This is a genomic window from Shewanella sp. JNE2 (assembly GCF_023159115.1).
Lineage (GTDB): Bacteria > Pseudomonadota > Gammaproteobacteria > Enterobacterales > Shewanellaceae > Shewanella > Shewanella putrefaciens.
In genome coordinates this window covers 3,470,067-3,490,361 of the sequence record NZ_CP096169.1, presented here as the reverse complement: position 1 = coordinate 3,490,361, position 20,295 = coordinate 3,470,067, and the positions used below count along the sequence as shown (strand labels likewise).

At 44.1% G+C, this 20,295-nt stretch carries 21 protein-coding genes, 1 tRNA gene and 1 pseudogene; 12 read left to right on the top strand and 11 right to left on the bottom strand.

The genetic code is table 11. The annotated features are described in order from the left end of the window. Positions 1-250: 250 nt before the first annotated feature. Together mgtE and MZ182_RS15700 are read right to left on the bottom strand one after the other, a co-directional pair. The gene (gene mgtE / locus MZ182_RS15705; RefSeq protein WP_248069222.1) at positions 251-1,624 is read right to left on the bottom strand and encodes a magnesium transporter; all 1,374 of its coding nucleotides are present in this window, start codon (positions 1,622-1,624) and stop codon (positions 251-253) included. A gap of 19 nt (positions 1,625-1,643) precedes the next feature. Further along, positions 1,644-2,357, bottom strand: coding sequence for a hypothetical protein (locus tag MZ182_RS15700; protein WP_248069225.1), 714 nt, complete (start codon positions 2,355-2,357; stop codon positions 1,644-1,646). Positions 2,358-3,106: 749 nt separating this feature from the next. Between MZ182_RS15700 and MZ182_RS15695 the strand changes: the two genes are divergently transcribed. Both MZ182_RS15695 and MZ182_RS15690 read left to right on the top strand, forming a co-directional pair. After that, positions 3,107-4,297, top strand: coding sequence for an endonuclease/exonuclease/phosphatase family protein (locus MZ182_RS15695; protein WP_248069228.1), 1,191 nt, complete (start codon positions 3,107-3,109; stop codon positions 4,295-4,297). A 302-nt stretch (positions 4,298-4,599) separates the two neighbouring features. After that, positions 4,600-5,790, top strand: a complete 1,191-nt coding sequence (locus tag MZ182_RS15690) for a class I SAM-dependent rRNA methyltransferase (protein WP_011788387.1) — start codon at positions 4,600-4,602, stop codon at positions 5,788-5,790. A 183-nt stretch (positions 5,791-5,973) separates the two neighbouring features. Here the strand turns inward: MZ182_RS15690 and rpiA are convergent, their stop codons facing one another. Further along, positions 5,974-6,636: a ribose-5-phosphate isomerase RpiA gene (gene rpiA / locus MZ182_RS15685; RefSeq protein WP_014611139.1), complete on the bottom strand. Its 663-nt coding sequence runs from the start codon at positions 6,634-6,636 to the stop codon at positions 5,974-5,976. A 230-nt stretch (positions 6,637-6,866) separates the two neighbouring features. Between rpiA and MZ182_RS15680 the strand changes: the two genes are divergently transcribed. The 3 genes from MZ182_RS15680 (at position 6,867) to MZ182_RS15670 (ending at position 9,913) form a co-directional block, all read left to right on the top strand. Beyond that, on the top strand, positions 6,867-7,799 hold the full coding sequence (locus MZ182_RS15680) for a DUF808 domain-containing protein (RefSeq protein WP_248069230.1): 933 nt from the start codon (positions 6,867-6,869) through the stop codon (positions 7,797-7,799). Positions 7,800-7,880: 81 nt separating this feature from the next. Next, on the top strand, positions 7,881-8,777 hold the full coding sequence (locus tag MZ182_RS15675; protein WP_248069232.1) for a 3'-5' exonuclease: 897 nt from the start codon (positions 7,881-7,883) through the stop codon (positions 8,775-8,777). 206 nt (positions 8,778-8,983) lie between these two features. After that, on the top strand, positions 8,984-9,913 hold the full coding sequence (locus MZ182_RS15670) for a hypothetical protein (RefSeq protein WP_248069234.1): 930 nt from the start codon (positions 8,984-8,986) through the stop codon (positions 9,911-9,913). A 105-nt stretch (positions 9,914-10,018) separates the two neighbouring features. Here MZ182_RS15670 and MZ182_RS15665 read toward each other — a convergent pair whose 3' ends face one another. Beyond that, positions 10,019-10,357 carry a PBPRA1643 family SWIM/SEC-C metal-binding motif protein gene (locus tag MZ182_RS15665; protein ID WP_011919807.1) on the bottom strand — a complete coding sequence of 113 codons (339 nt, stop codon included), beginning with the start codon at positions 10,355-10,357 and terminating at the stop codon, positions 10,019-10,021. 348 nt (positions 10,358-10,705) lie between these two features. Here MZ182_RS15665 and MZ182_RS15660 point away from each other — a divergent pair. Continuing rightward, positions 10,706-10,782: transfer RNA gene (locus MZ182_RS15660), tRNA-Trp, on the top strand. A gap of 94 nt (positions 10,783-10,876) precedes the next feature. Here the strand turns inward: MZ182_RS15660 and MZ182_RS21465 are convergent. Together MZ182_RS21465 and MZ182_RS15655 are read right to left on the bottom strand one after the other, a co-directional pair. Beyond that, positions 10,877-11,068: a hypothetical protein gene (locus MZ182_RS21465; RefSeq protein ID WP_025008466.1), complete on the bottom strand. Its 192-nt coding sequence runs from the start codon at positions 11,066-11,068 to the stop codon at positions 10,877-10,879. Next, a pseudogene (locus MZ182_RS15655) lies at positions 11,051-11,113 on the bottom strand (integrase); the annotation flags it as partial. The gene MZ182_RS21465 and the pseudogene MZ182_RS15655, both read right to left, overlap by 18 nt. Positions 11,114-11,405: 292 nt before the next feature. Between MZ182_RS15655 and MZ182_RS15645 the strand changes: the two are divergent. Next, positions 11,406-11,825, top strand: a complete 420-nt coding sequence (locus MZ182_RS15645) for a tetratricopeptide repeat protein (protein ID WP_011919768.1) — start codon at positions 11,406-11,408, stop codon at positions 11,823-11,825. 63 nt (positions 11,826-11,888) lie between these two features. Here the strand turns inward: MZ182_RS15645 and MZ182_RS15640 are convergent, their stop codons facing one another. Beyond that, positions 11,889-12,581 carry an IS6 family transposase gene (locus tag MZ182_RS15640; RefSeq protein WP_248069238.1) on the bottom strand — a complete coding sequence of 231 codons (693 nt, stop codon included), beginning with the start codon at positions 12,579-12,581 and terminating at the stop codon, positions 11,889-11,891. 202 nt (positions 12,582-12,783) lie between these two features. Here MZ182_RS15640 and MZ182_RS15635 point away from each other — a divergent pair, with 202 nt between their 5' ends. The 3 genes from MZ182_RS15635 to MZ182_RS15625 all read left to right on the top strand — a co-directional run bounded on the left by MZ182_RS15635 (position 12,784) and on the right by MZ182_RS15625 (position 16,550). Further along, positions 12,784-13,074, top strand: a complete 291-nt coding sequence (locus tag MZ182_RS15635; RefSeq protein WP_011788396.1) for a DUF2607 family protein — start codon at positions 12,784-12,786, stop codon at positions 13,072-13,074. Between the two features lie 85 nt (positions 13,075-13,159). Then, a complete protein-coding gene (locus MZ182_RS15630) occupies positions 13,160-15,304 on the top strand; it encodes a TonB-dependent siderophore receptor (RefSeq protein ID WP_248069240.1) in 2,145 nt (714 codons plus the stop codon). Then, complete coding sequence (locus tag MZ182_RS15625) at positions 15,294-16,550, top strand: DUF1624 domain-containing protein (RefSeq protein WP_248069242.1); 1,257 nt, start codon at positions 15,294-15,296, stop codon at positions 16,548-16,550. The genes MZ182_RS15630 and MZ182_RS15625 overlap by 11 nt, the downstream gene beginning before the upstream one ends. 94 nt (positions 16,551-16,644) lie before the next feature. On the opposite strand, the gene dpsA is transcribed toward MZ182_RS15625, so the two are convergent. Continuing rightward, the gene (gene dpsA / locus MZ182_RS15620) at positions 16,645-17,112 is read right to left on the bottom strand and encodes a DNA starvation/stationary phase protection protein DpsA (protein WP_011788399.1); all 468 of its coding nucleotides are present in this window, start codon (positions 17,110-17,112) and stop codon (positions 16,645-16,647) included. Positions 17,113-17,319: 207 nt separating this feature from the next. Here dpsA and MZ182_RS15615 point away from each other — a divergent pair, with 207 nt between their 5' ends. Together MZ182_RS15615 and rimI are read left to right on the top strand one after the other, a co-directional pair. After that, a complete protein-coding gene (locus MZ182_RS15615; protein ID WP_011788400.1) occupies positions 17,320-17,670 on the top strand; it encodes a DNA polymerase III subunit psi in 351 nt (116 codons plus the stop codon). A 23-nt stretch (positions 17,671-17,693) separates the two neighbouring features. Beyond that, entirely contained in the window at positions 17,694-18,191 is a 498-nt protein-coding gene (gene rimI / locus MZ182_RS15610) for a ribosomal protein S18-alanine N-acetyltransferase (RefSeq protein WP_025008471.1), read from the top strand. Positions 18,192-18,258: 67 nt separating this feature from the next. On the opposite strand, the gene lipA is transcribed toward rimI, so the two are convergent. From lipA to ybeD, 3 genes are all read right to left on the bottom strand, one after another. Beyond that, positions 18,259-19,224 carry a lipoyl synthase gene (gene lipA, locus MZ182_RS15605; RefSeq protein WP_011788402.1) on the bottom strand — a complete coding sequence of 322 codons (966 nt, stop codon included), beginning with the start codon at positions 19,222-19,224 and terminating at the stop codon, positions 18,259-18,261. After that, positions 19,221-19,874 (bottom strand): lipoyl(octanoyl) transferase LipB, encoded by a 654-nt coding sequence (gene lipB, locus MZ182_RS15600; protein ID WP_011788403.1) that lies wholly within the window; start codon positions 19,872-19,874, stop codon positions 19,221-19,223. Before lipB ends, lipA begins: the two co-directional genes overlap by 4 nt. A 93-nt stretch (positions 19,875-19,967) precedes the next feature. Beyond that, positions 19,968-20,234, bottom strand: a complete 267-nt coding sequence (ybeD, locus tag MZ182_RS15595) for a DUF493 family protein YbeD (protein WP_011788404.1) — start codon at positions 20,232-20,234, stop codon at positions 19,968-19,970. Between the last annotated feature and the right edge of the window lie 61 nt (positions 20,235-20,295).

Genomic DNA, 20,295 nt, shown 5'->3' with positions numbered 1-20,295 from the left:
CCGATTATCGTGCTCTTAAGGTTATCTTTGTTGGTATCGCTTGCTTATAGACTTGCATTAGTGGTTCTATTGCAAATATAGCAATATTAAGAATAAGTTAGATTTATTGTGATGTTAGAATATTAACCCATGATTAATGTTTGTGCTTATATTTTAGGTGTAATTAGCACATTTATGATGTAGACCAAGCCAATCAGAATTAACCCAAAAGTGAGCCGAATAAGGGTTGTTTATTCGGCCCACGAATGATTTAGGGCATAGGTAAGTCGAGCACCATAGTGGCGATACTGAAGTATACGATTACACCTATGATATCGGCGATGGAGGTAATGAGTGGCGCACTCGCGGTCGCAGGATCCATCTTTAATTTGCTCAGTAAGAAAGGCAGAGACATACCAATCAAGCTGCCAATAATCACCACAATTTGCATTGTGAGTGCCGCAACCAGTGCGATTTCAGGTCCGCCTCGCCAAAAGCCTAGCAAGGACACTGCCGCTGCCATGCTGGCTCCTAATAATCCGGCGACAAATAATTCGCGCCCTAGCATAGATAACCAGTCTTTTATTTTAACTTCTCCAGTGGCTAGACCGCGTACCATTAAGGTGGCTGATTGCGAGCCTGCATTACCACCGCTATCGATAAGTAGTGGTAGGAAGAAGACCAATGAAACATAACTGGCAATGGTATCTTCAAAATAGGCAATGCCTGCGCCTGAGAAAATATTTCCAAAGACCAAAACCACTAGCCAAAATACGCGTTTACGATAGAGTAACCCTATGCTGGCTGTTTTTAGATTGTGGTCGATATTGCCTATAGCTGCGGTTTTGGTGAATTCAAGATCCGCCTGCGAACTGGCAATATCCATTGCATCGTCATAGGTAACAATGCCGACCAATTGACCTTTACCATTGATAATGGGAAGTGCCATTAAGTCATAGTGAGCAATCATCTGCACCGCTTCTTCGCGCAGGGCGTTGGCATCAAGCGCAACAGGATCGGGCTTCATAAAATCGACCACTCGCTCATCGGGTTGTGCGAGTAGTAATTGCCTTAAAGAGACTGTGCCTATCAAGCGGCCTAACATATCCACCACATAGGTTTGATAAATAGTTTCCTTATCATTAGCTTCAGTACGTAGCGCCTCTATGGCCTCGCCAGCCGTGTGGCGGCTATTAAGCAAGGTGTAATCTGACGTCATCACCGCACCAACCTTGGCTTTATCATAGGCGGCGAGGGTGCGCATATCTTCCCGTTTGGCCAATGCTAGCGCAGGTAAAATCGCCGCTTGCTGGGTTTCATCGAGCAGATTATAGAGGTCGGCACGTTCATCTGCTGCCATGTGAACCAGTAGCGCAGATAGCGTGGTTTTATCTAATTGCTGTACTAAGCTGGCTTGTAATTCATCGGTCAGGTAGCGAAACAGATTGGCGCAAACCTTAGGTGAGGCCAGTTGCAACAATAGGACTTGTTGAGCTTGATTAAAGACGTTAAATACGGCTGCAATATCCGCAGGGTGGCGTTTTTCGGCTAATTCAGCCATAGCGCTTGCACTGCGTTGCTCGATAATCATTTGCAGATTATGGATGATTTTTTTAGTGTTGTTTTTGCTGTTATTCATGTTCATAGCTCATTCTCCCAACGATCTAGTGACCAAAGTAAAAGGTGATGTCTGCGCCAAGTTGCAGCGCGTTGCCACGAAGGGCATTGCCTAAGCTCAATTCCAGCTGTAGCTGTTGTTGCGGTGTGTGTTGATAGGCGAACTGATAGGCAGTCTCGCTCAACTCTTTTTGATAAAGCTCGGTTATCACGCGGTGATGACTACTGAGTTCATGCGCCGCCGCGATACCAACCAGTAATTGGGTTGATTGATTAAACTCATGGGTAAAACCTACATTGGCATAGAGACTGACATCAGAATCGCCTAAGGTTTTGCCAAAAATGCCGAAGACTTCGGTGGCTAACTCGTTACTGGCATCAAGGTTTTTCTGCAAGTTGATTACCAGTGCACTGTGCCAATCATCCTGCTGCCGATTTGAATCTGAGTGAGAGTTTAAGTTGAGCGGCAGCTTAATGCCGACTTCAGCTTGCTCCTCACGAATATCGTCATTGGCATTGGACGCTAATCCTATATGCCATTCCCATTGATTGCGGCTGCAAGTCGTGGTTGCATTTAATTGCGTCCGAGTATGATCCGACCTAGGTTGTTGCCAGCCCATTTCTAATTCACAGCGCTCAGCGAGGGCAGGATCATCCACTTCGAGATGGGATGCCGCTGCACTCATGCTGTAGTACAAGCTGATACTTGCGCAGGATAGCGATCGCAATATAGATACGTTGCTTTTGTTTATGTAAGCCATATTTAGGCTCCTCAGATGTAAACCCATAGGGGAAACGAAGTCTACTGAGGCAAAAAACTTGCTTTGAGATGCAATAAATACACATAACTGAACCCCAGCAAAATGCTGGAATTGCTAAAGCGCAGCCATAGGCTCAGGCTTATTGTCTGTGATTGATATTTTGGGGGAGGCTGAGTGAAGAATGGTTCACACTACTACCCTGCTTAGCAGGTAGCAGCAAATATTGCGGGCTAGTGCTAGGCGTTAAATCCTGTCTTTTGGACAGGGCATCTACTGTCGCTTATGTGTGTGCCCACAGTGGGTCTCCGCAATGATTAAAGTCGCCACATTCTAAGGGACTGAAATGTAAAGTCAACCGCACATGTTATTACATATGTTTTTGTTTGAATTTACACTTTAAGTAAAAGTTAATTTTATGATCATTCTTGGGCTTGCGTGATTTTGTTGGGAGTGCTGGTGGTTTTGTGTGCTAATCATTGTTGTTTGATTGTTTATTTTTTGGCTGGTAGCGGTTGATTTTTGTTGTCGGATTTAACTGTGATATTGCATTGTGGTTTTTAACGATATGGCTTATCTCTAGTAAGCTGTATTTGAGTCGCCAGAGATGAGTTAATACTTTATCCATAATGGGGAATTTGGCATTAGTGCACTTCGGGTATACCCTTGTCGGCCTGCGGTGAGTCATTGTGCTCATTCAGATTAAGTCAGATTAAGAGAGTTTGCTGTATTCAGATTTGGGGGATTAAGCTGTGGCACACAATATCGATGAGTTGGAATCAATGGCTGCACCTATCGATCATAAGCGCACCGCGAATATCAAGATCGCCAGTATCAATCTGTTTAATTTTATTGAGCCGCCTTTGGCTTACTATGATTTTGAAAATATCTATAGCCATGGGCAATGGCAGAAAAAGTGTCAGTGGTTGAGTGAGTTTCTCGCCCATCGCCAGCCCGATATTGTGGGATTTCAAGAAGTGTTTAGCCCTGAACCGCTCAAACGAATCGCCAGTGAGCAAGGTCTAGGGTATTTTGCGGTCGTTGATGAGCCAACTCTTATCAGTGATTACATTTATCGCAGCCCTGTGGTCGCGCTTGCCTCCCGTTATCCTATAGTGGAAATCAGCAGTGTCGAACCTGATGCACGCTTAGTGACAGCCATGGGATTATCGAGTGAATTTGCCTTTAGCCGTAAGGTGCTGCGCGCAACCGTTGAAGTGCCACATATCGGCAAGTGTGACTATTATGTGGTGCACTTTAAGTCAAAACGTGCCGGATTAGCACTCGAGCCTAAGCTATTTGAACATCAACCTCTCGAACATCAGCCACTTGGGTTAGATAACTTGGCTCCCGCAGCAAGCATGAAACTGCATTCAGAAACCCAATTACTCACAGAGCAAGCCTTAGGCCGCTGGGCATCTACCATGCAGCGCGGCGCAGAAGCAGCGTTATTATTCAATGGCATATTAGTACGTAGGCAAGAATCTAAACATCCCGTTATCGTGATGGGAGACTTTAATGACAGCCTGACAATGGGCGCCTTAGATGCGTTAATGATACAGGGCGAGAGCATTCACAGTAATGACATTAAAGCCGCGGGCCTTGGGCATTTATCCGATGCGGCATTAGCGGCGGTGTTTGCTCAGTATCAACTTAAAGATGCCTATGAATTATTTATTGAAGCGAACTTGAGGGACAGTTTGACTGGCAATACCGCTTACCATAGGGAACACAGAGCGGCGACCCATTACTATGGCCCCAAAGGTTCTGTGCTGGATTATATTTTGCTTTCGAGTGAGTTTGATGCGAGCCATGGCCGCAGTTTAGCGCAAGTCGTAGATTATCAGACCTGCGATAGACACTTAGTCAGACCTGAATATGAACGCGACGCCTACAGTACTGACCATGCGCCCGTCATTGTTGAGTTAGCGCTGCGTAGCTAAGTTCTCGTGTTTGCTTATTAATTCGTCTTATTTCAAATCATGTCAGTTGTCTTTATCGCGCTGGCATCTCCTCGTTACGGTTTTGTTAGCGTTGTTTCATTAACCATTCCAACATCATTTCGCATGAATATCATTCAGAATTAACTGTTAAAATAAGGTATGATCGGCCACCCGTGGATGATGGTAAATAAGCGCTGCGGCGTGTTCGGTACTCGCACTTAGGTGGCATTGGGTATATCATCCGTTTCCCATTTTTAGACAGCAGCCCTTTTTTAGTGGCGGCCCTATTTTTAAAGGCAACTATGGCTATCAGAATCAAACTTAAACCCGGCCGCGAGAAGTCGCTCGAGCGTCGCCATCCTTGGGTATTTTCCAATGCTATTCATAACATTAAGGGAAAACCTGAAGCGGGTGAGACAGTCGATGTGGTCGCGCATGATGGTCATTGGTTAGGTCGTGGTGCTTGGTCGCCTGAGTCGCAAATTCAAGTGCGGATTTGGACTTTTGATCGCGAAGAAGAAATTGATCGCGCGTTTTTTGCCAGACGTTTACAGCGGGCGCAAATCGGCCGTAACGATTTAATCCGTGAGCAGGGTTTAACGGGTTATCGTTTAGTGGCTGCTGAGTCCGATGGTTTACCTGGGATCACCATCGACAGATACGCCAATGTGTTGGTGTGCCAGTTACTGAGCACAGGTGCTGATTTATGGCGCGATACCTTAGTCGAGTTATTGGCTGAGCAATATCCAGATTGTGCTATCTATGAGCGTTCTGATGTGGATTCCCGTAAGAAAGAAGGTCTGCTGCCTGTGACGGGTTTACTGCACGGCACTCTGCCAGAAATGCCAGTGATTATCGAAGAAAACGGCATCAAGATCGCCGTCGATGTGATTAAAGGCCATAAGACAGGTTTCTATCTCGATCAACGTGATAACCGCGCCATTGCCGCCCGTTTTGTCAAAGATAAATCGGTATTGAACTGTTTTTGCTACACGGGGACTTTTGGTCTGTACGCTGCGAAAGCAGGTGCTGCCAGTATTGAAAACGTCGATGTGTCTTCTCTAGCCTTGGCGACAGCGCGCCTCAATATGCAAGTGAACGGTTTGAGTGATGACAATGTGCATTACAACGAAGCCGATGTGTTCAAGTTGCTGCGCCAGTACCGTGATGAAGGCAAAACCTTTGATGTGATTGTGCTCGACCCGCCTAAGTTTGCCGATAACAAAGCGCAGTTAAACGGGGCTTGCCGTGGTTATAAAGACATCAACATGATTGCATTACAGTTGTTGAATCCAGGCGGTGTGTTATTGACCTTCTCTTGCTCAGGATTAATGCCTGCGGATCTGTTCCAAAAAATCGTGGCCGATGCCGCGCTCGATGCGAAACGTGAAATCCAGTTTATTGAACGCTTAAGCCAAGCGAGCGATCACCCTATCGGTAGCGCCTTCCCAGAAGGATTCTACTTAAAAGGTCTAGTTGCCAGAGCTTGGTAAGCCAAGCGTTTGATATAAGCTGTCTGCGATGGGCAACTTAGTTAGATAACATTGAGCTATAAAAAGAATCATAAAAAAATGCCAGCTCTTGAATAAAGTGGCTGGCATTTTTACAGCGTATTTTTTACTGTGTATTTTTACAATCAGCAGCCTTGTGACTGTGATAGGATTTTTGCACTTAACTTATTTGGCAGTAAACGTTTTTACGCCATCAGGGGTGCCAACGAGTAACACATCCGCACCGCGTTTGGCAAACAGACCGTTAGTCACTACACCGACTATCTCATTGATCTGACTTTCTAATTCTTTTGGATTAAGGATTTTAAGATTATACACATCGAGGATTACGTTGCCGTTATCGGTCACAACACCTTGACGATAAACAGGATCTCCACCCAATTTTACCAATTGGCGCGCGACATAAGAGCGAGCCATTGGAATGACTTCTACGGGTAGCGGAAATTCACCTAATATGTTGACTTGTTTAGTGTTATCAACGATGCAGATAAACTTCTCAGCTACAGCCGCGACAATTTTCTCGCGAGTTAATGCTGCGCCACCACCTTTGATCATATCCATACGATCGTTGATTTCATCGGCACCGTCTACATAGACAGATAAACGATCGACGCTGTTTAAGTCATAAACGGGAATTCCTAGCGCTTTCATTTTCTGAGTGGATGCTTCCGAGCTTGAAACCGCACCTTCGATATCATCTTTCATGGTAGCGAGTGCATCAATAAAGTGGTTTACAGTCGAACCTGTACCTACACCGACAATACTGCCTTCTTCAACGTACTTAAGCGCGGCCCAACCAGCAGCTTTTTTCATTTCATCTTGAGTCATGTTGACATCCTGTAACGGCAAATGAGTAAAAAATTCTGCGATTAGTATACTCTTTTCCGGCAGATAATGTGGGGCAATTCCATTGCCAGTGTGATCTGCATTCATGGTATTTCTAGATTAGAAATAATGTAAGCGACTTAAGCAGTTAAGATGAAAAGCATTTCACTATACGCACTCAATCTAACTAAGTTACTATGACAAAAGCAGAATGCGTTTATTAAGGAAGTTTTATGGCTGGGGCGAGTTTATTAACTTTACTCGATGATATCGCATCGATTTTAGATGATGTGGCTGTGATGAGTAAGGTTGCCGCAAAGAAAACCGCAGGGGTACTAGGAGATGATTTAGCGCTTAATGCCCAGCAAGTAACGGGCGTAAGCGCCGATCGTGAATTACCCGTCGTGTGGGCGGTGGCCAAGGGATCGTTCCGTAATAAGTTGATTTTAGTACCTGCAGCAATGCTTATCAGCGCGTTTATTCCTTGGGCTGTCACGCCATTATTGATGTTTGGTGGGCTATTTTTGTGTTACGAAGGCTTTGAAAAACTGCATCACAGCTATAGCCATAGAAAAGGCCAGCAGCAACACCAAAGCCAAGTAGAGAATGATTTACCTGAGATTAAAGATTTCGCCGCCTACGAGGCCGAAAAAGTTAAAGGGGCGATTCGTACCGACTTTGTGTTATCGGCGGAAATTATTGCCATCACCCTTGGTATAGTGGCGGATAGATCGTTATCGACACAGTTTTTTACCTTAGCAATTATTGGCATAGTGATGACCATAGGCGTGTATGGCTTAGTGGCAGCGATTGTCAAAATGGATGATGCGGGGTTGTACTTGAGTCAACGTGAAGGTGCCTCTGTATTAACTCAAATGAACCGTAAATTAGGTTTTGGTTTATTGAGCGCCGCCCCCATATTAATGAAAAGTTTAACGATTATTGGCACGGCAGCCATGTTTATGGTGGGTGGTGGGATTTTAACCCATGGTTTGCATATCATCGGTGAGCAAATTCACCATGCGCAACAAGCTATTGCTGCAATCAGTGTTATCGGCCCTGTCTTAGCGGTTCTCACGCCTAGCATACTTAACGGGTTATTTGGTGTGCTTGCGGGGGCTCTTGCTGTTTTTCTTATGGCGGGAATTCAAAAGCTGCGTAGTTAATTGCTAGTTTTGGTGGAAGATAGTTCGATATAGGAATGGTTTCTAACGGAAGCTATTCTTTAAGCTCTCAAGGACGGTGTCATGAAGTTAATGAAGTATTGCCTTTCACCCAATAAGTTAGCTTGGCTACGTCAGGAGCTAGGCGAGAATGCCGATGGTTTGATTGCAGTAATGGATGCGGCGGGTAGCGCCTATTTGGCCCAAGCAGCACAGTCTGATACTTCAGTTGCAGTAGATGCTTTGCCTAAATTAATAGGGCCTGAGCTTAAGTTATTGTGGTTTAAACAAAAGCTTGCACTTATCACTCGTCTTGATGATATTGAGTTATCCCAATTAGCCCCTTTCGAGCTTGAGGGCGCGCGAGTGATTGTGGTTCAGCCTAATGAATTAACAACAGTGCTGCAAAGCATAAGCAAGCAGCGTGTCATTGGGTTTGATACCGAAACTCGCGCAAGTTTTGAGCGCGGAGTGCAGCATCCCTTAAGTTTGATCCAAATTGCGACCCATGACACCTGCTATTTGTTTCAACATGCGCTGTTAGCTGAGCAGTTAGGGTTATTAAAACCTGTGCTTGAGGATGAGAATATTTTGAAAGTGGGTGTTGGCCTTAGAAGTGACGGTCAAGCATTAACGCGGGAGTGGGGGATTAATGTCACGCCGAGGTTAGATTTGAACTGGGTTCTAGCACAGCTTGGGGCGGGTAAAGAAATGGGTACTCGTCAACTGGTCGCCACGTTACTGCAAAAGCGTATCGATAAGCCCAAAAAAGTGACCCTATCGAATTGGCAACAGGTACCTCTAACCTCTACACAAATTGTTTATGCCGCCTTAGATGCATTGGCAGCGCAACATTGTTTTAGCGAGCTAATTGACAAACTTAAGCCATTTTATCTGGCATCATTAGAAGCGAATACTCAGTTGCTTACTCAAAACCTAACGGCTCGACTTGCTGTCTATTTTGAACAGGCCAATGGGTAAAAGGATGATTTTGAATACCAAAGAAACTCGGGCTAAGTTGAAAGCGGATCCACTTAGCTCCAATGTTAGCTCACTGGGAACTAGCACTTTGGGCTTGATATACCGAGTCATTGGGATGTTGTTTTTATTAGGACTAGTGACGTTCGGGGTTAATACATGGCTTTAAGCTCAAAAATACTTAAGCCATAAAAATGGAGAGGGGCGCTATGTTAGATGCGATTTGTGAACTCGATGTAGAGCAAGGCGACGTAATTCGAGTGACATACAGCGTATTTACGTTTCAGCACTTGTCCGAAGCGGATATTGAGCGTCTGCGTCAAAGGTTATTTTGCCCTGCCTGTAGCGGTAAAGCCTATTTCCGTAAAGCCTCAAAAGATGGCAAAGCTGCCTGCTTTGGATCCCGCTATCATCAAATTGATTGCATTGAATTTAAACCTTCGGCACAAAAATCCCGAGAAGAACAAGATGCCATCGAAGTGCATCAACAGTTGGTGGATGCCGATGCGCTGATGATCGATTTTAGCCGTAAACCGAGAATAGCTAAATCTAGCAGCGCCAAGTCAAAGGAGCACGCAGATAAAGCCATACTTAATTCAGCGCAGATTGCGGATATTGAAGTAAAGAAGGTTAACGCTGACACAGTGCAAGAAGCCCCGATGCAATATCAGGTCGACACGCCAAAAGATACCCCACTCAAAGAAAAACGCGTTCCGAGCCAAGGGCTCGAAAAGTTGCTCCACAGTTTACTGCGTGGTTCCGATTTAGCCACATCCAACCTCTGGGTGTATACAGATAGTGAGCGTAAATACCGCTGGCGGGCAAAGAATCTATTTGTGAATTTTGCCGATGCCGATCCCACAGATAATAAGCCTCATATGTATTGGGGGACGATTTCACATACGGATCCAACCATGAATTGGCTCAATCCCGCAGACAGTAAAGATATAGGTATTCCTATCGATGGGGTAAAGGCAAAACTATTAAAGCAATTTGCCATTGAAGATAAACGTGATTTAGAAGGCGCAGGGCTGATTTTATTTGGCAAGTGTTTTTGGAATAAAGAAAAGACCCGCAAAATTATTCAGTTATGGAATAACGATTTACAGCGAATTTTTATCTCACCAATTGAGGATTAACCGAGTTATTAATGGTTTAAATAGGATTTAGCGGGAAAAGAGAAGTGAAAAGGGGCTTATTCTCGTGGCAGCAAAAAGACCCTATTAAAGTGATGTACTTCGGATTTATTTACCGCAACATTTTTTAAATTTTTGACCACTACCGCAGGCGCATGGCTCATTACGGTTCGGCTTTTTCTCAAAGGTGGTTGTTTTAGGTTTATTTAATAAACCTTCTAATTCAATAATGTTTTCTGGTACATCGGCATTGACTTCAATATTAGCGAACAGTTGATGCTCGGCAACAATAGCGGCAACTTCAAGTTTACGTGCTTCGTCGGCAACGATTAATTGCAGGGGAAAAGCCTCTGTTCCCGGTTTAGCGGCACGTTTAGTGTTGTAGCCATAGCTTTCATGCTTTGGCTTAGGCGTTCTACGACCTTTAAAGAAAAATTTGTCAGACATGAAGGGGGTTCCGTGGAGCTGTGTATGAAATTGACGATGCTTATACTATAAAACACCGGTTTTATAAATCGAACTCAGATATTTTTTCGATAACTGCGTTTATGACGACGCTTTATTCGGGCATCTCACCATTAAATACAGCTTATTTAGCATGGAGGGATTTATCCGTTTGCTTCAAGGTTGCAGTGCAACGCCACTTGGTAGGCTGGCATGGTGTGTTTTTCATCGTTATGCTAATTAAATCAACATACATAATAAAACTTGTTTGAAAAATCCTCAGTTAATGAGGTTTGTCATAAAAAGTCCTTTACCTTTGAGAGTGCTTTTAGCATAATGCCCCACGTCAACAGGGGTGTAGTTCCAATTGGTAGAACAGCGGTCTCCAAAACCGATGGTTGCGGGTTCGAGTCCTGCCACCCCTGCCAAATAAAACAACGGCTTGCATAGAAATATGCGAGCCGTTTTTATTTTTGTTAGAAAAGTTGTTAGAAATGTCTAATCAGCTTTTTGAATAACGATTCACTTCTTAATACTGCCGATCGTTGGCACGATCTCTGTTCTGCGATCATAAACGTTCACTTGGCCAACGGTTTTATGCCCACTAAATTGCTGCTTGTCGTGAATGTTTCCTTCAAAGTCAGAGATGCCTTTCGCTTTGATGTCGTGAAATGTGAACGTTCGTTCAATGTCTGGATATTGTAGGGCTTGCATGATGATATCTGTTGGGAAATGGCGTCCAGAAAAGTTTAGCGACATTGATGATGTTAGTTAAGAGAGCATCGCTCATGATAAACTCGTTCCTCAGTTTGCGACAGAACCCTCGGAAGGTGTATGGCGTCCACTACGAGAAGCAGATATGTCTCATAGAGTCGATGCAGTAAGTTGGTGGAACAGTACCGGAAGAGGATATGGAGCAAGAGCTCCTGAGGTTAGAAACTGGATGCTGGACTCAAATAACTATTACCTTGATCATTACTCTATAAACAGATCGCAAGGTGCTATGTTAGGGCAAATATATTTAAAGCCATTGATTTAAAACGAGGTTCTTATGGGTGGTATTGAATCTGAAATTGTTAAAAAAATCGAGCTTGGGAATTCCTTTGAAGATAAGGGGGATTTTAACAAAGCATTGGAGGTTTATTTTTCGGCATTAACTGATATAGAAGATGCCATTGTTGATAAATATAAATCGGAAGAGGCTCGGTGGTTAATTTCATGCATATGTGGTGTGTATTTCTTAAAAAAAGAATATCTTGAGGCAAAGAAGTGGGCTCTTGAGATATTTAAATATAACATTCCTGAGTATGGAACGTCAGAGCTAATTGATTTAGGGGTAATATATTTCGAGCTGGAAGATAAGGATAATGCTTTTGAGTGTTTTTCAAAAGCATATGCAAGAGGGAAAGGCAGAGCCTTTCAAGGCTATAACAAAAAATATTTTGATTTTTTTAAATCGTATAAAAAATAGGGTTCTGTTGCAAACTGAGAGCTTGCAGCTAAGATTTGAGGGCGCAAGATCCCTCAGATACAATTATGCGGCTAAAGAATAAAATTGTTCCCATGGTGTCATCTTTTCGGTGGTGTTCATTTGCCCTTGCTTTATCATGAACCAAAGTTCAACGCCAGCAAGCGTTGATTCGGCACCTTCCCAAGACTTCCAACCCAAACATTGATGCATTTTACCTTTCACTTTTCGATGACGTTGCTCAACAATATTATTCAGATATTTTATGGCTAAAACCTCAATCATAAACAACATGCAACCAGACAGCCAAAGACGAATATTAATGGTGTCTAATGCCGCAGCATTCGCCCCACTTTGATCAATGACGACCTTTTCAGGTAAGCCATGTTGGTTGATAGCTTTATTGAAAAACGCCCGAGCAGCAGGTTCATCACGGGTCTCACTCAAATAAAAATCAATAATAGCACCGTATTTATCCACGGCGTGATAATAGTAAACCCAGCGACCTTTAATCTTTATGTAGGTTTCGTCCATTCGCCACGACCCTGATACTCGACGCTTTCTCTTCCTGAATACGGCTTCGAGTTGCGGCGCATATTTGATAACCCAACGGTTCAGTGTTGAGTGGTCAAAATGGATATTACGTTCAGCGAACATCTCCTCAATTTCACGGTAACTCAGTTTATAGGCCAGGTAATATCGTAGGGCTTGCATGATGATATCTGTTGGGAAATGGCGTCCAGAAAAGTTTAGCGACATTGATGATGTTAGTTAAGAGAGCATCGCTCATGATAAACTCGTTCCTCAGTTTGCGACAGAACCAGTTGATCTGCCTGCTTATTTTTACCTTATTTCATATACCTCTTGTAACATTTGTGCCCTGTGTCTTAGGTAAATCGATTTGCAACTTTAGTTGTTCTTAACATACAATCGCCTGCCAAATTATGTGAGGAAGTATGGTTTGAACAGTGTGATGCACACAAGACGCACCTTAGCGATATGGCTTGTTGCCATATTGGTGCTATTGTCTGTGGCTTCGGCTGTTCACAGTGTTTCCCATTTAAAAGATGACTCAACAACCCATTGTGCGCTTTGCTTACATCAACACCAAACACAACATGCGTTAACGAGTACACCCTTTCATTTCCAACTGTCTCAACAAAGCTATATCCGCGTTGAGTTTCAAGTCGTTTCCTTTGAACAACTGTTTAGTCGTTTCTTTAATAGTCGTGCACCACCGATAACAGCTTAATTTTCTGATTAAATTCATTAGGTTATTGATTTTGTGGTGTCTTGGTTTTACTAAGGCGCTGATGCTGTTTATTTTCGGAGTGAAAATGACTTATTTTGCTTTCCCAAAGCGCGTAGCGCTTTTACTGGGCGCTTTCGTTGCGTTCAATTCTCCAATGGTGTTTGCCGCGAAGGAGCTTCAATCGAATGAACAAGTTACCGATTCAGATATTGAGCGTTTAAGTATCCATTATCGTCAAGCCTACCGTGGTAATGTACCCGCAGAGGCGCTTCCCCAAGCGATTAGTGTGCTAGATGAACAATTAATAAAAGATGCGGGCCTGACAAGGTTTCAGGATGTTCTGGATTATTCTGCCAGTGTAGCGCGGCAAAATAATGGTGGTGGTTTATGGGATAGTTTTTCTTTGCGCGGTTTTCCGGGCAATGAAAATATGCCATCGGGTTATTTAATCAATGGCTTTAATGGTGGTCGTGGTTTTAGTGGCCATAGGGACTTGTCTAATGTCGCCTATGTGGAAATATTAAAAGGTCCTGGTTCGGCGCTTTATGGGCGTTCTGAGCCTGGTGGCACAGTCAATATCGTGACTAAGAAACCCCAATATGAAAGCAGTGGTTATTTAAAGGCATCGGCTGGGAGTTTCGACCAATATCGGTTAGAAGGCGATGTTACCTCTGGTTTAACCGAGTCTGTGGCGTTTCGGATCAATGGCGCTTGGCAGGAATACGATAGTTTTCGTGATTATGTGTTTAGTGATAAGAAAATCGTTACGCCTTCTGTACGTTGGCAGGTTTCCGATAAAGCCTCATTACTCTATGAGCTTGAGTATCTTAAACAGGAGCAGTTATTTGACCGCGGTTTTATCGTACTCAATAACGATATCAAGACAGTGCCGCGTTCACGTTATCTAGGTGAGCCTAATGATGGCGCAACGAAGGTGAATGCCACTGGGCATCAACTGACCTATGACTATGAATTAAATGATGATTGGTCATTAACGGCGGGTTATAACTATCGCGATTCCACTTTAAAGGGATTTTCCTCCGATGCTGAGCTGGCAGCGGGGCGTCAATCCTTGTTTGATGATGGCCGAACACTGACTCGCCAGCATCGATATAGGGATTATGCCTCAGAGGATAATTCCCTTCGTCTTGAATTAAGTGGTCATCTTGATACGGGTTTTATTCGTCATAATTTGCTGCTTGGTGCCGATGCCTACCACTACAACCTGAAGACGGGGCTTTATCGCTATCGAGGTAAAAAAGGCGAATATGCCATCGATATTTTTGAGCCGCAATATGGCAGCGTTCAACCTGAGGTAAGTTTACTGTATGAGAATGAGGAAACTCAGAAGGCATGGGGGTCTTATCTTCAAGATCAAATGGATTTAACTGAAAAGTGGAAATTACATCTAGGACTGAGGTTTGATAGTTATCAGCAAGATATTCGTGAAACGGCTAAAGAGACGCTATCGGAACAAACCGATAATCGAGTTAGCCCTAAAGTGGGTCTCGTCTATTTGTGGTCAGATGCATTAAGTTTTTATAGTTCTTACTCTGAAGGATTTTTACCGCTTTCAGGAACTGACTATGCGGGGAATCCATTTGAAGCTGAAGAAAGTCAATCTGTAGAGCTGGGCATGAAGTTTAATGCTGCTTGGCTTAACGACCTTGCCATAAATGGTAGTTTAGCCGTGTTTGATGCCAAAAAGAGCAATATTTTAACCTCAGATCCTGTGAATGTAGGGTTTTCGGCTACTTTGGGGGAAGCGAAAAGTACAGGACTTGAATTAGATATCGCGGCCGATCTGACTGAGTCATTACAAGGCAGACTATCCTATGCCTATCTTAATACGCGTACAGCCAACGATACTTTGAATCTTGACTTTGGCGTACAAATACCCGCAGGAAGTCCACTGGTTAACGTGCCTAAACAAACCGCAAGTATTCTGTTGAAACAAGATCTCAATGATTTTTCCATTGATGGGCATTTGGGATTAAGTTGGCGCTATATTGATTCGCGCCTCGGCGATTCTGCCGATCCTAGTTTTCAATTGCCTTCTTATCAGTTAGTTGGGTTGTTTATGAACACCCACTTAAGCGACAACTTAAGCCTTGGTGTGAATCTGGATAACATACTGGATGAACATTACATCGCGAGTAGCTATTCCGCTCTTTGGGCCGTGCCGGGTGAGCCACGTAGCATTAAAGTGAGTGTCAGCTATGAATTCTAATATCAGTGCTAATCCAGCGTTATCTTCAGGTTTTACCGAGCAAGAACGGGGTCATTCTATTGGCCGCACCCGGATCAATAGTATCGATATGATGCGCGGTATGGTGATGCTTATCATGTTACTCGACCATGTGAGGGAGCGGTTTTTCTTTCACATGCAGGTGAGCGATCCTATGGATTTGAGTTCGACCTCTTGGGGGCTTTTTCTGAGTCGTTTTGCTGCCCATTTTTGTGCGCCGGTCTTTGTGTTCTTAACCGGGGTTTCTGCATGGCTTTATGCCAATCGTAGCCATGGTGAGCCACGTTCAGCACGGGAGTTTTTGATTAAACGCGGGCTGTTTTTAATCGCGCTGGAAATTTTAGTGATTAACTTCTCTAACCTCTCTTGGATGGTCAGCTATTACACCCTTTGGTTACAGGTGATTTGGGTGATTGGTCTGAGTATGTTAGCGCTCGCTGCACTGATAAACCTGCCTAGACCTTGGATGGCCCTTTTAGGATTTGCGATTGTTTTTGGCCATAATCTGTTGACGCCTATTGGTTTTCAGCCCAATGAGTGGGCTTACGGTCTGTGGACCATATTGCACGATCGCGGCTATCTCGTCAGCGAAGGTACGCTTAGGGTTAAGGTGAGTTATCCCGTGCTGCCTTGGATTGGAGTGATTTTACTGGGTTATGTTGCAGGGCCACTTTTTAGTAATAAGCCGAACGGAAGACATCTTGATGCATTGGCTCGCCAGCAAAAGCTGTTGTTTTTAGGGATCAGCTGTTGGGTACTTTTTGCTGTGCTACGTGGGTTTAACCTTTATGGCGAAACCTTGCCTTGGCAGTCGGGGGCACATTTGGGTGAAACCTTGATGTCGGTATTTAACTTAACGAAATACCCGCCATCATTAAGCTTTTTACTGGTGACTTTAGGCGGCATGTTCTTTTGCTTAGTGGCCTTTGAGCGGTATTTTGCATTAAGTGGGAAAGTGGGTGGGAGATTAGCGCGAGTCGGTAATGGGTTGTCTGTGTTTGGCTCAGTCCCTATGTTCTTCTATATCTTGCATTTGTACGTGCTGTTACTGCTTTATACTTTAGCGAAATTCATCTTTGGCGCAAACCATGGTGAGTACTTTGGCGTGAACAACATGGGATGGGTTTGGTTTATCGCGGGCGTATTAGCCATCGCATTGTATTATCCCGTTAAGCGATTTAGCGAGTATAAAAAACACAGCACTCAGGCTTGGATTAAGTACCTCTAATCTATTTTGCGTGATCAAGCTTTAAAGGCAAAAGTCGCCAAGTGTTTACTTAGCGACTTTTTTGCTTTGGTCAGAGCAATAATCTATTTAGCGATTACTCTGCGAGTAAGCTGCGTAGCATCCAAGCATTTTTTTCGTGAAGTTGAATGCGTTGGGTCAGTAGGTCGGCGGTTGCTTCATCATTTGCTTTGCTGACGAGTGGATAAAGTGCCCGTGCATTGCGGATAACGATTTCCTGATCGTTAAGTAGCTCGCGGATCATGGTTTCAGCCTTGGTTACCCCTTGATCCTCTTTGATTTCTGTCAAGGAGGCGTAGGCTGAATATGAGCCTAATGCTCTGGCTCCCAGTGCCCGTACTCGCTCGGCGATCAGGTCAACGGCTAAGGCAAGCTCAGTATATTGCTGCTCAAACAGTAAGTGTAAGCTAGTGAACATTGGGCCTGTGACATTCCAGTGAAAGCTATGGGTCTTAAGGTAAAGACTGTAGCTGTCAGCCAATAGTTGGTTTAGCCCTGCGGCGATTTCTTCTCTGTTTGTTTGGTTGATGCCGATATTAATCATGGTATTTTCCTTTCAGTGCCCTACTCAATGGACCAAGAATAACAGGTCATAACTTCAAATAAAGCGATTAAAATAGATTTAACAAATCGCATAAATAGATTGGAGATTTTCTCGCACAGTCATAGTTTATAAGGTTAGTAACATTAACAACGCATAACTGGTATTCTTACGCCATTGTGATTTACGAGTGAAGAGCCTAACTAACCCATGAATAAATCAGCTTATTTAGAAGCCATGGCGATTACCTCTTGGCGTATACGTGACACTAAGGTTAAGCCCTATCAAGTCATTTGGGATGCCGATGGTGCGTTGCCGCAAGCCCAGACGCTTATTGAGCAAGTGCTTGAGTTAATTGGCGTTACGCCAGATGAATGTGATTTTGATTGTCAGATCCATAAAGGAAAGCAAATTATTTGGGATTTGCGTCGCCATAAAGTAAGGCCTCGTACAGCTTGGTTAGTCTCTGAGCCACTAGCGAGTTTGCTTGTCGGGAGTGAGGCTAAACGCGCCTTATGGTCACAGATTTGTCAATGGCGTGAGCAACACAGTAAGGCATAAATCACTGCTTCGGAACTTAATGTGTGAATATTCAAGACTCTAAAATATTAAACCCACAGTTAACTTTAGTGCGTCTTGGGCAAATGGATGTACCGCAAATGGCTTCAATTGAAGCAAGCGCACATTCTCATCCCATGAGCGAAGGCAATTTAGCCGATTGTTTTGGCACGTTATACCGCGTATATGGTTTATCGCTAGCGGGAGAAATGTCTGCTGAAACGTTAATTGGTTTTGCCATTATCCAACAGATCCTCGATGAAGTGACCCTACTGGATATTTGCTTAGCCCCTGAGCACCAAGGTTATGGTTATGGCAAATTATTATTGAGCGAAGTGATTGAAGCTGCAAAAACCTCTGGTGCTGTGGTGGTGATGCTTGAAGTGAGAGAGTCTAATCTTGCGGCACGAACTTTATACCAAACAATGGGTTTTAATGAGTCTGGCAGGCGTAAGGGATATTACAGTACAGATGATGGGAGAGAAGATGCTATTTTGATGGATTTCACCATCACCTCTGAATAACCTATTTCACGCAATAAAAAAACAGCGCAATGGCGCTGTTTTTTACAAAGCAATATTAAACAATAGGTTATTTAACTTCTTTACCTTGTGCTTGCAGATCTGCATGGTAGCTTGAGCGCACTAATGGGCCACAGGCTGCATGGGTAAAACCTAATTCATCGGCTAAGGCTTTAAGCTCATCAAACTCTGCTGGTGGTACATAGCGTTCAACCGGCAGGTGGAATTTAGAGGGCTGCAGGTATTGGCCTAAGGTCAGCATTTCAACTTTATGTTCACGTAGATCGCGCAGTACTTGCGCGATCTCTTCGTTGGTTTCACCCAGTCCCATCATCAGGCCAGATTTTGTTGGCACGTTTGGATGACGTTCTTTAAAGCGTTTTAGCAAATCGAGTGACCACTGGTAGTTAGCACCGGGTCTGGCTTTGCGATAATGCATGGGTGCCGTTTCTAAGTTGTGGTTAAACACATCAGGCGGCTCAGTTGCTAAAATATCTAATGCTGCATCGATGCGTCCACGGAAATCCGGTACAAGGATTTCAATCTTAATCGCAGGGTTCAGTTTGCGGATTTCTCGAATACAATCGGCAAAATGCTGCGCCCCACCATCACGTAAATCATCACGATCTACCGAGGTGATAACCACGTATTTAAGCTTCATATCGCGGATCGTTTGTGCCAATTTAACTGGCTCTTCGGCGTCGGGTTTTAAAGGGCGGCCATGGGCAACATCACAGAATGGGCAACGACGAGTACAAATTGCACCCAGAATCATAAAGGTCGCTGTACCGTGGTTGAAGCATTCCGCGAGGTTAGGGCAGGATGCTTCTTCGCATACAGAATGCAAGCCATTGCTACGTAGGGCTTGTTTAATATCTAAGATACGTTGATTCGAAGCGGGGAGTTTTACCCGTAACCAATCGGGTTTACGTAACATAGTATCGCGCTCGGAGGGCACAATCTTAACCGGAATACGAGATACTTTATCGGCATCCCTTAATTTGACTCCGGGCTGTAAACGTTCTGGCCTATTCATGACGCTGCTAATCCTTGATGATGAACTAGATGTTGGTAGCCCAATAATTGGCTAAAAGTAATAGTGAGTTGTTCGCCTGCTTCTGTCACGGTTTGCGGTCCGCCAAGCGCTTTGGATTGTACCATTTCAAGGCCGGCATAACCGCAAGGGTTAATTCGGCGAAATGGGGCAAGGTCCATATCGACATTTAAGGCTAATCCATGGAATGAACAACCTCTGCGGATGCGCAATCCAAGGGAGGCAATTTTGCGTTCATTAACATAAACGCCTGGTGCATCAGCCTTAGCGTAGGCTTGGATATCATACTTAGCGAGCATATTGATAATGCTTTGTTCTATATGGGTCACGAGTTGACGGACGCCGATTTTACTACGTTTGATATCAATAAGAGGATAAACCACTAATTGCCCTGGGCCGTGATATGTCACTTGACCACCGCGATCCACTTGAATAACGGGGATATCGCCAGCATTTAAGATATGTTCACTCTTACCTGCTTGGCCTTGGGTAAACACGGGTGGATGTTCTACTATCCACAGTTCATCAGGGCTTTCACTATTACGAGTGTCAGTGTAATGCTGCATGGCATGCCAAACTGATTCGTAATCTTGTTTTCCTAGATGTCGGATATGTAAAGTCGTGTCTTGCAAGGGCAACCTCTCCCCTTAAAATTGAGTGGCGTCATTATACGCCTCTTGCGCATAAATGTAAGATAGATCACATTTTACAGCCTTGAGGAATACTTACAGGACGCGACGAACACCTTCAATAGCGGCAAGTTCGGTATACAAAGTTTCAATATGATCTTTACTGGTGACAGTGACGCGAATAGTGATTGAGTAATAGCTTCCTTTGCTTGATGCCTTGGTTGTCGGAGCATAATCACCAGGAGCATGCTTTTGAACGACGGCTACGACTCTATCCGTTAAAGCTTCATGGGCATCACCTACGACTTTGAATGGGAAGGCGCAGGGAAAATCCATTAATTCATCAAATTTGGTATCTAACATAATCAGTGCTCTTAACCTGTAGTTCTTTGTATATGGCGACGATTATACCCGATTCAAGGGT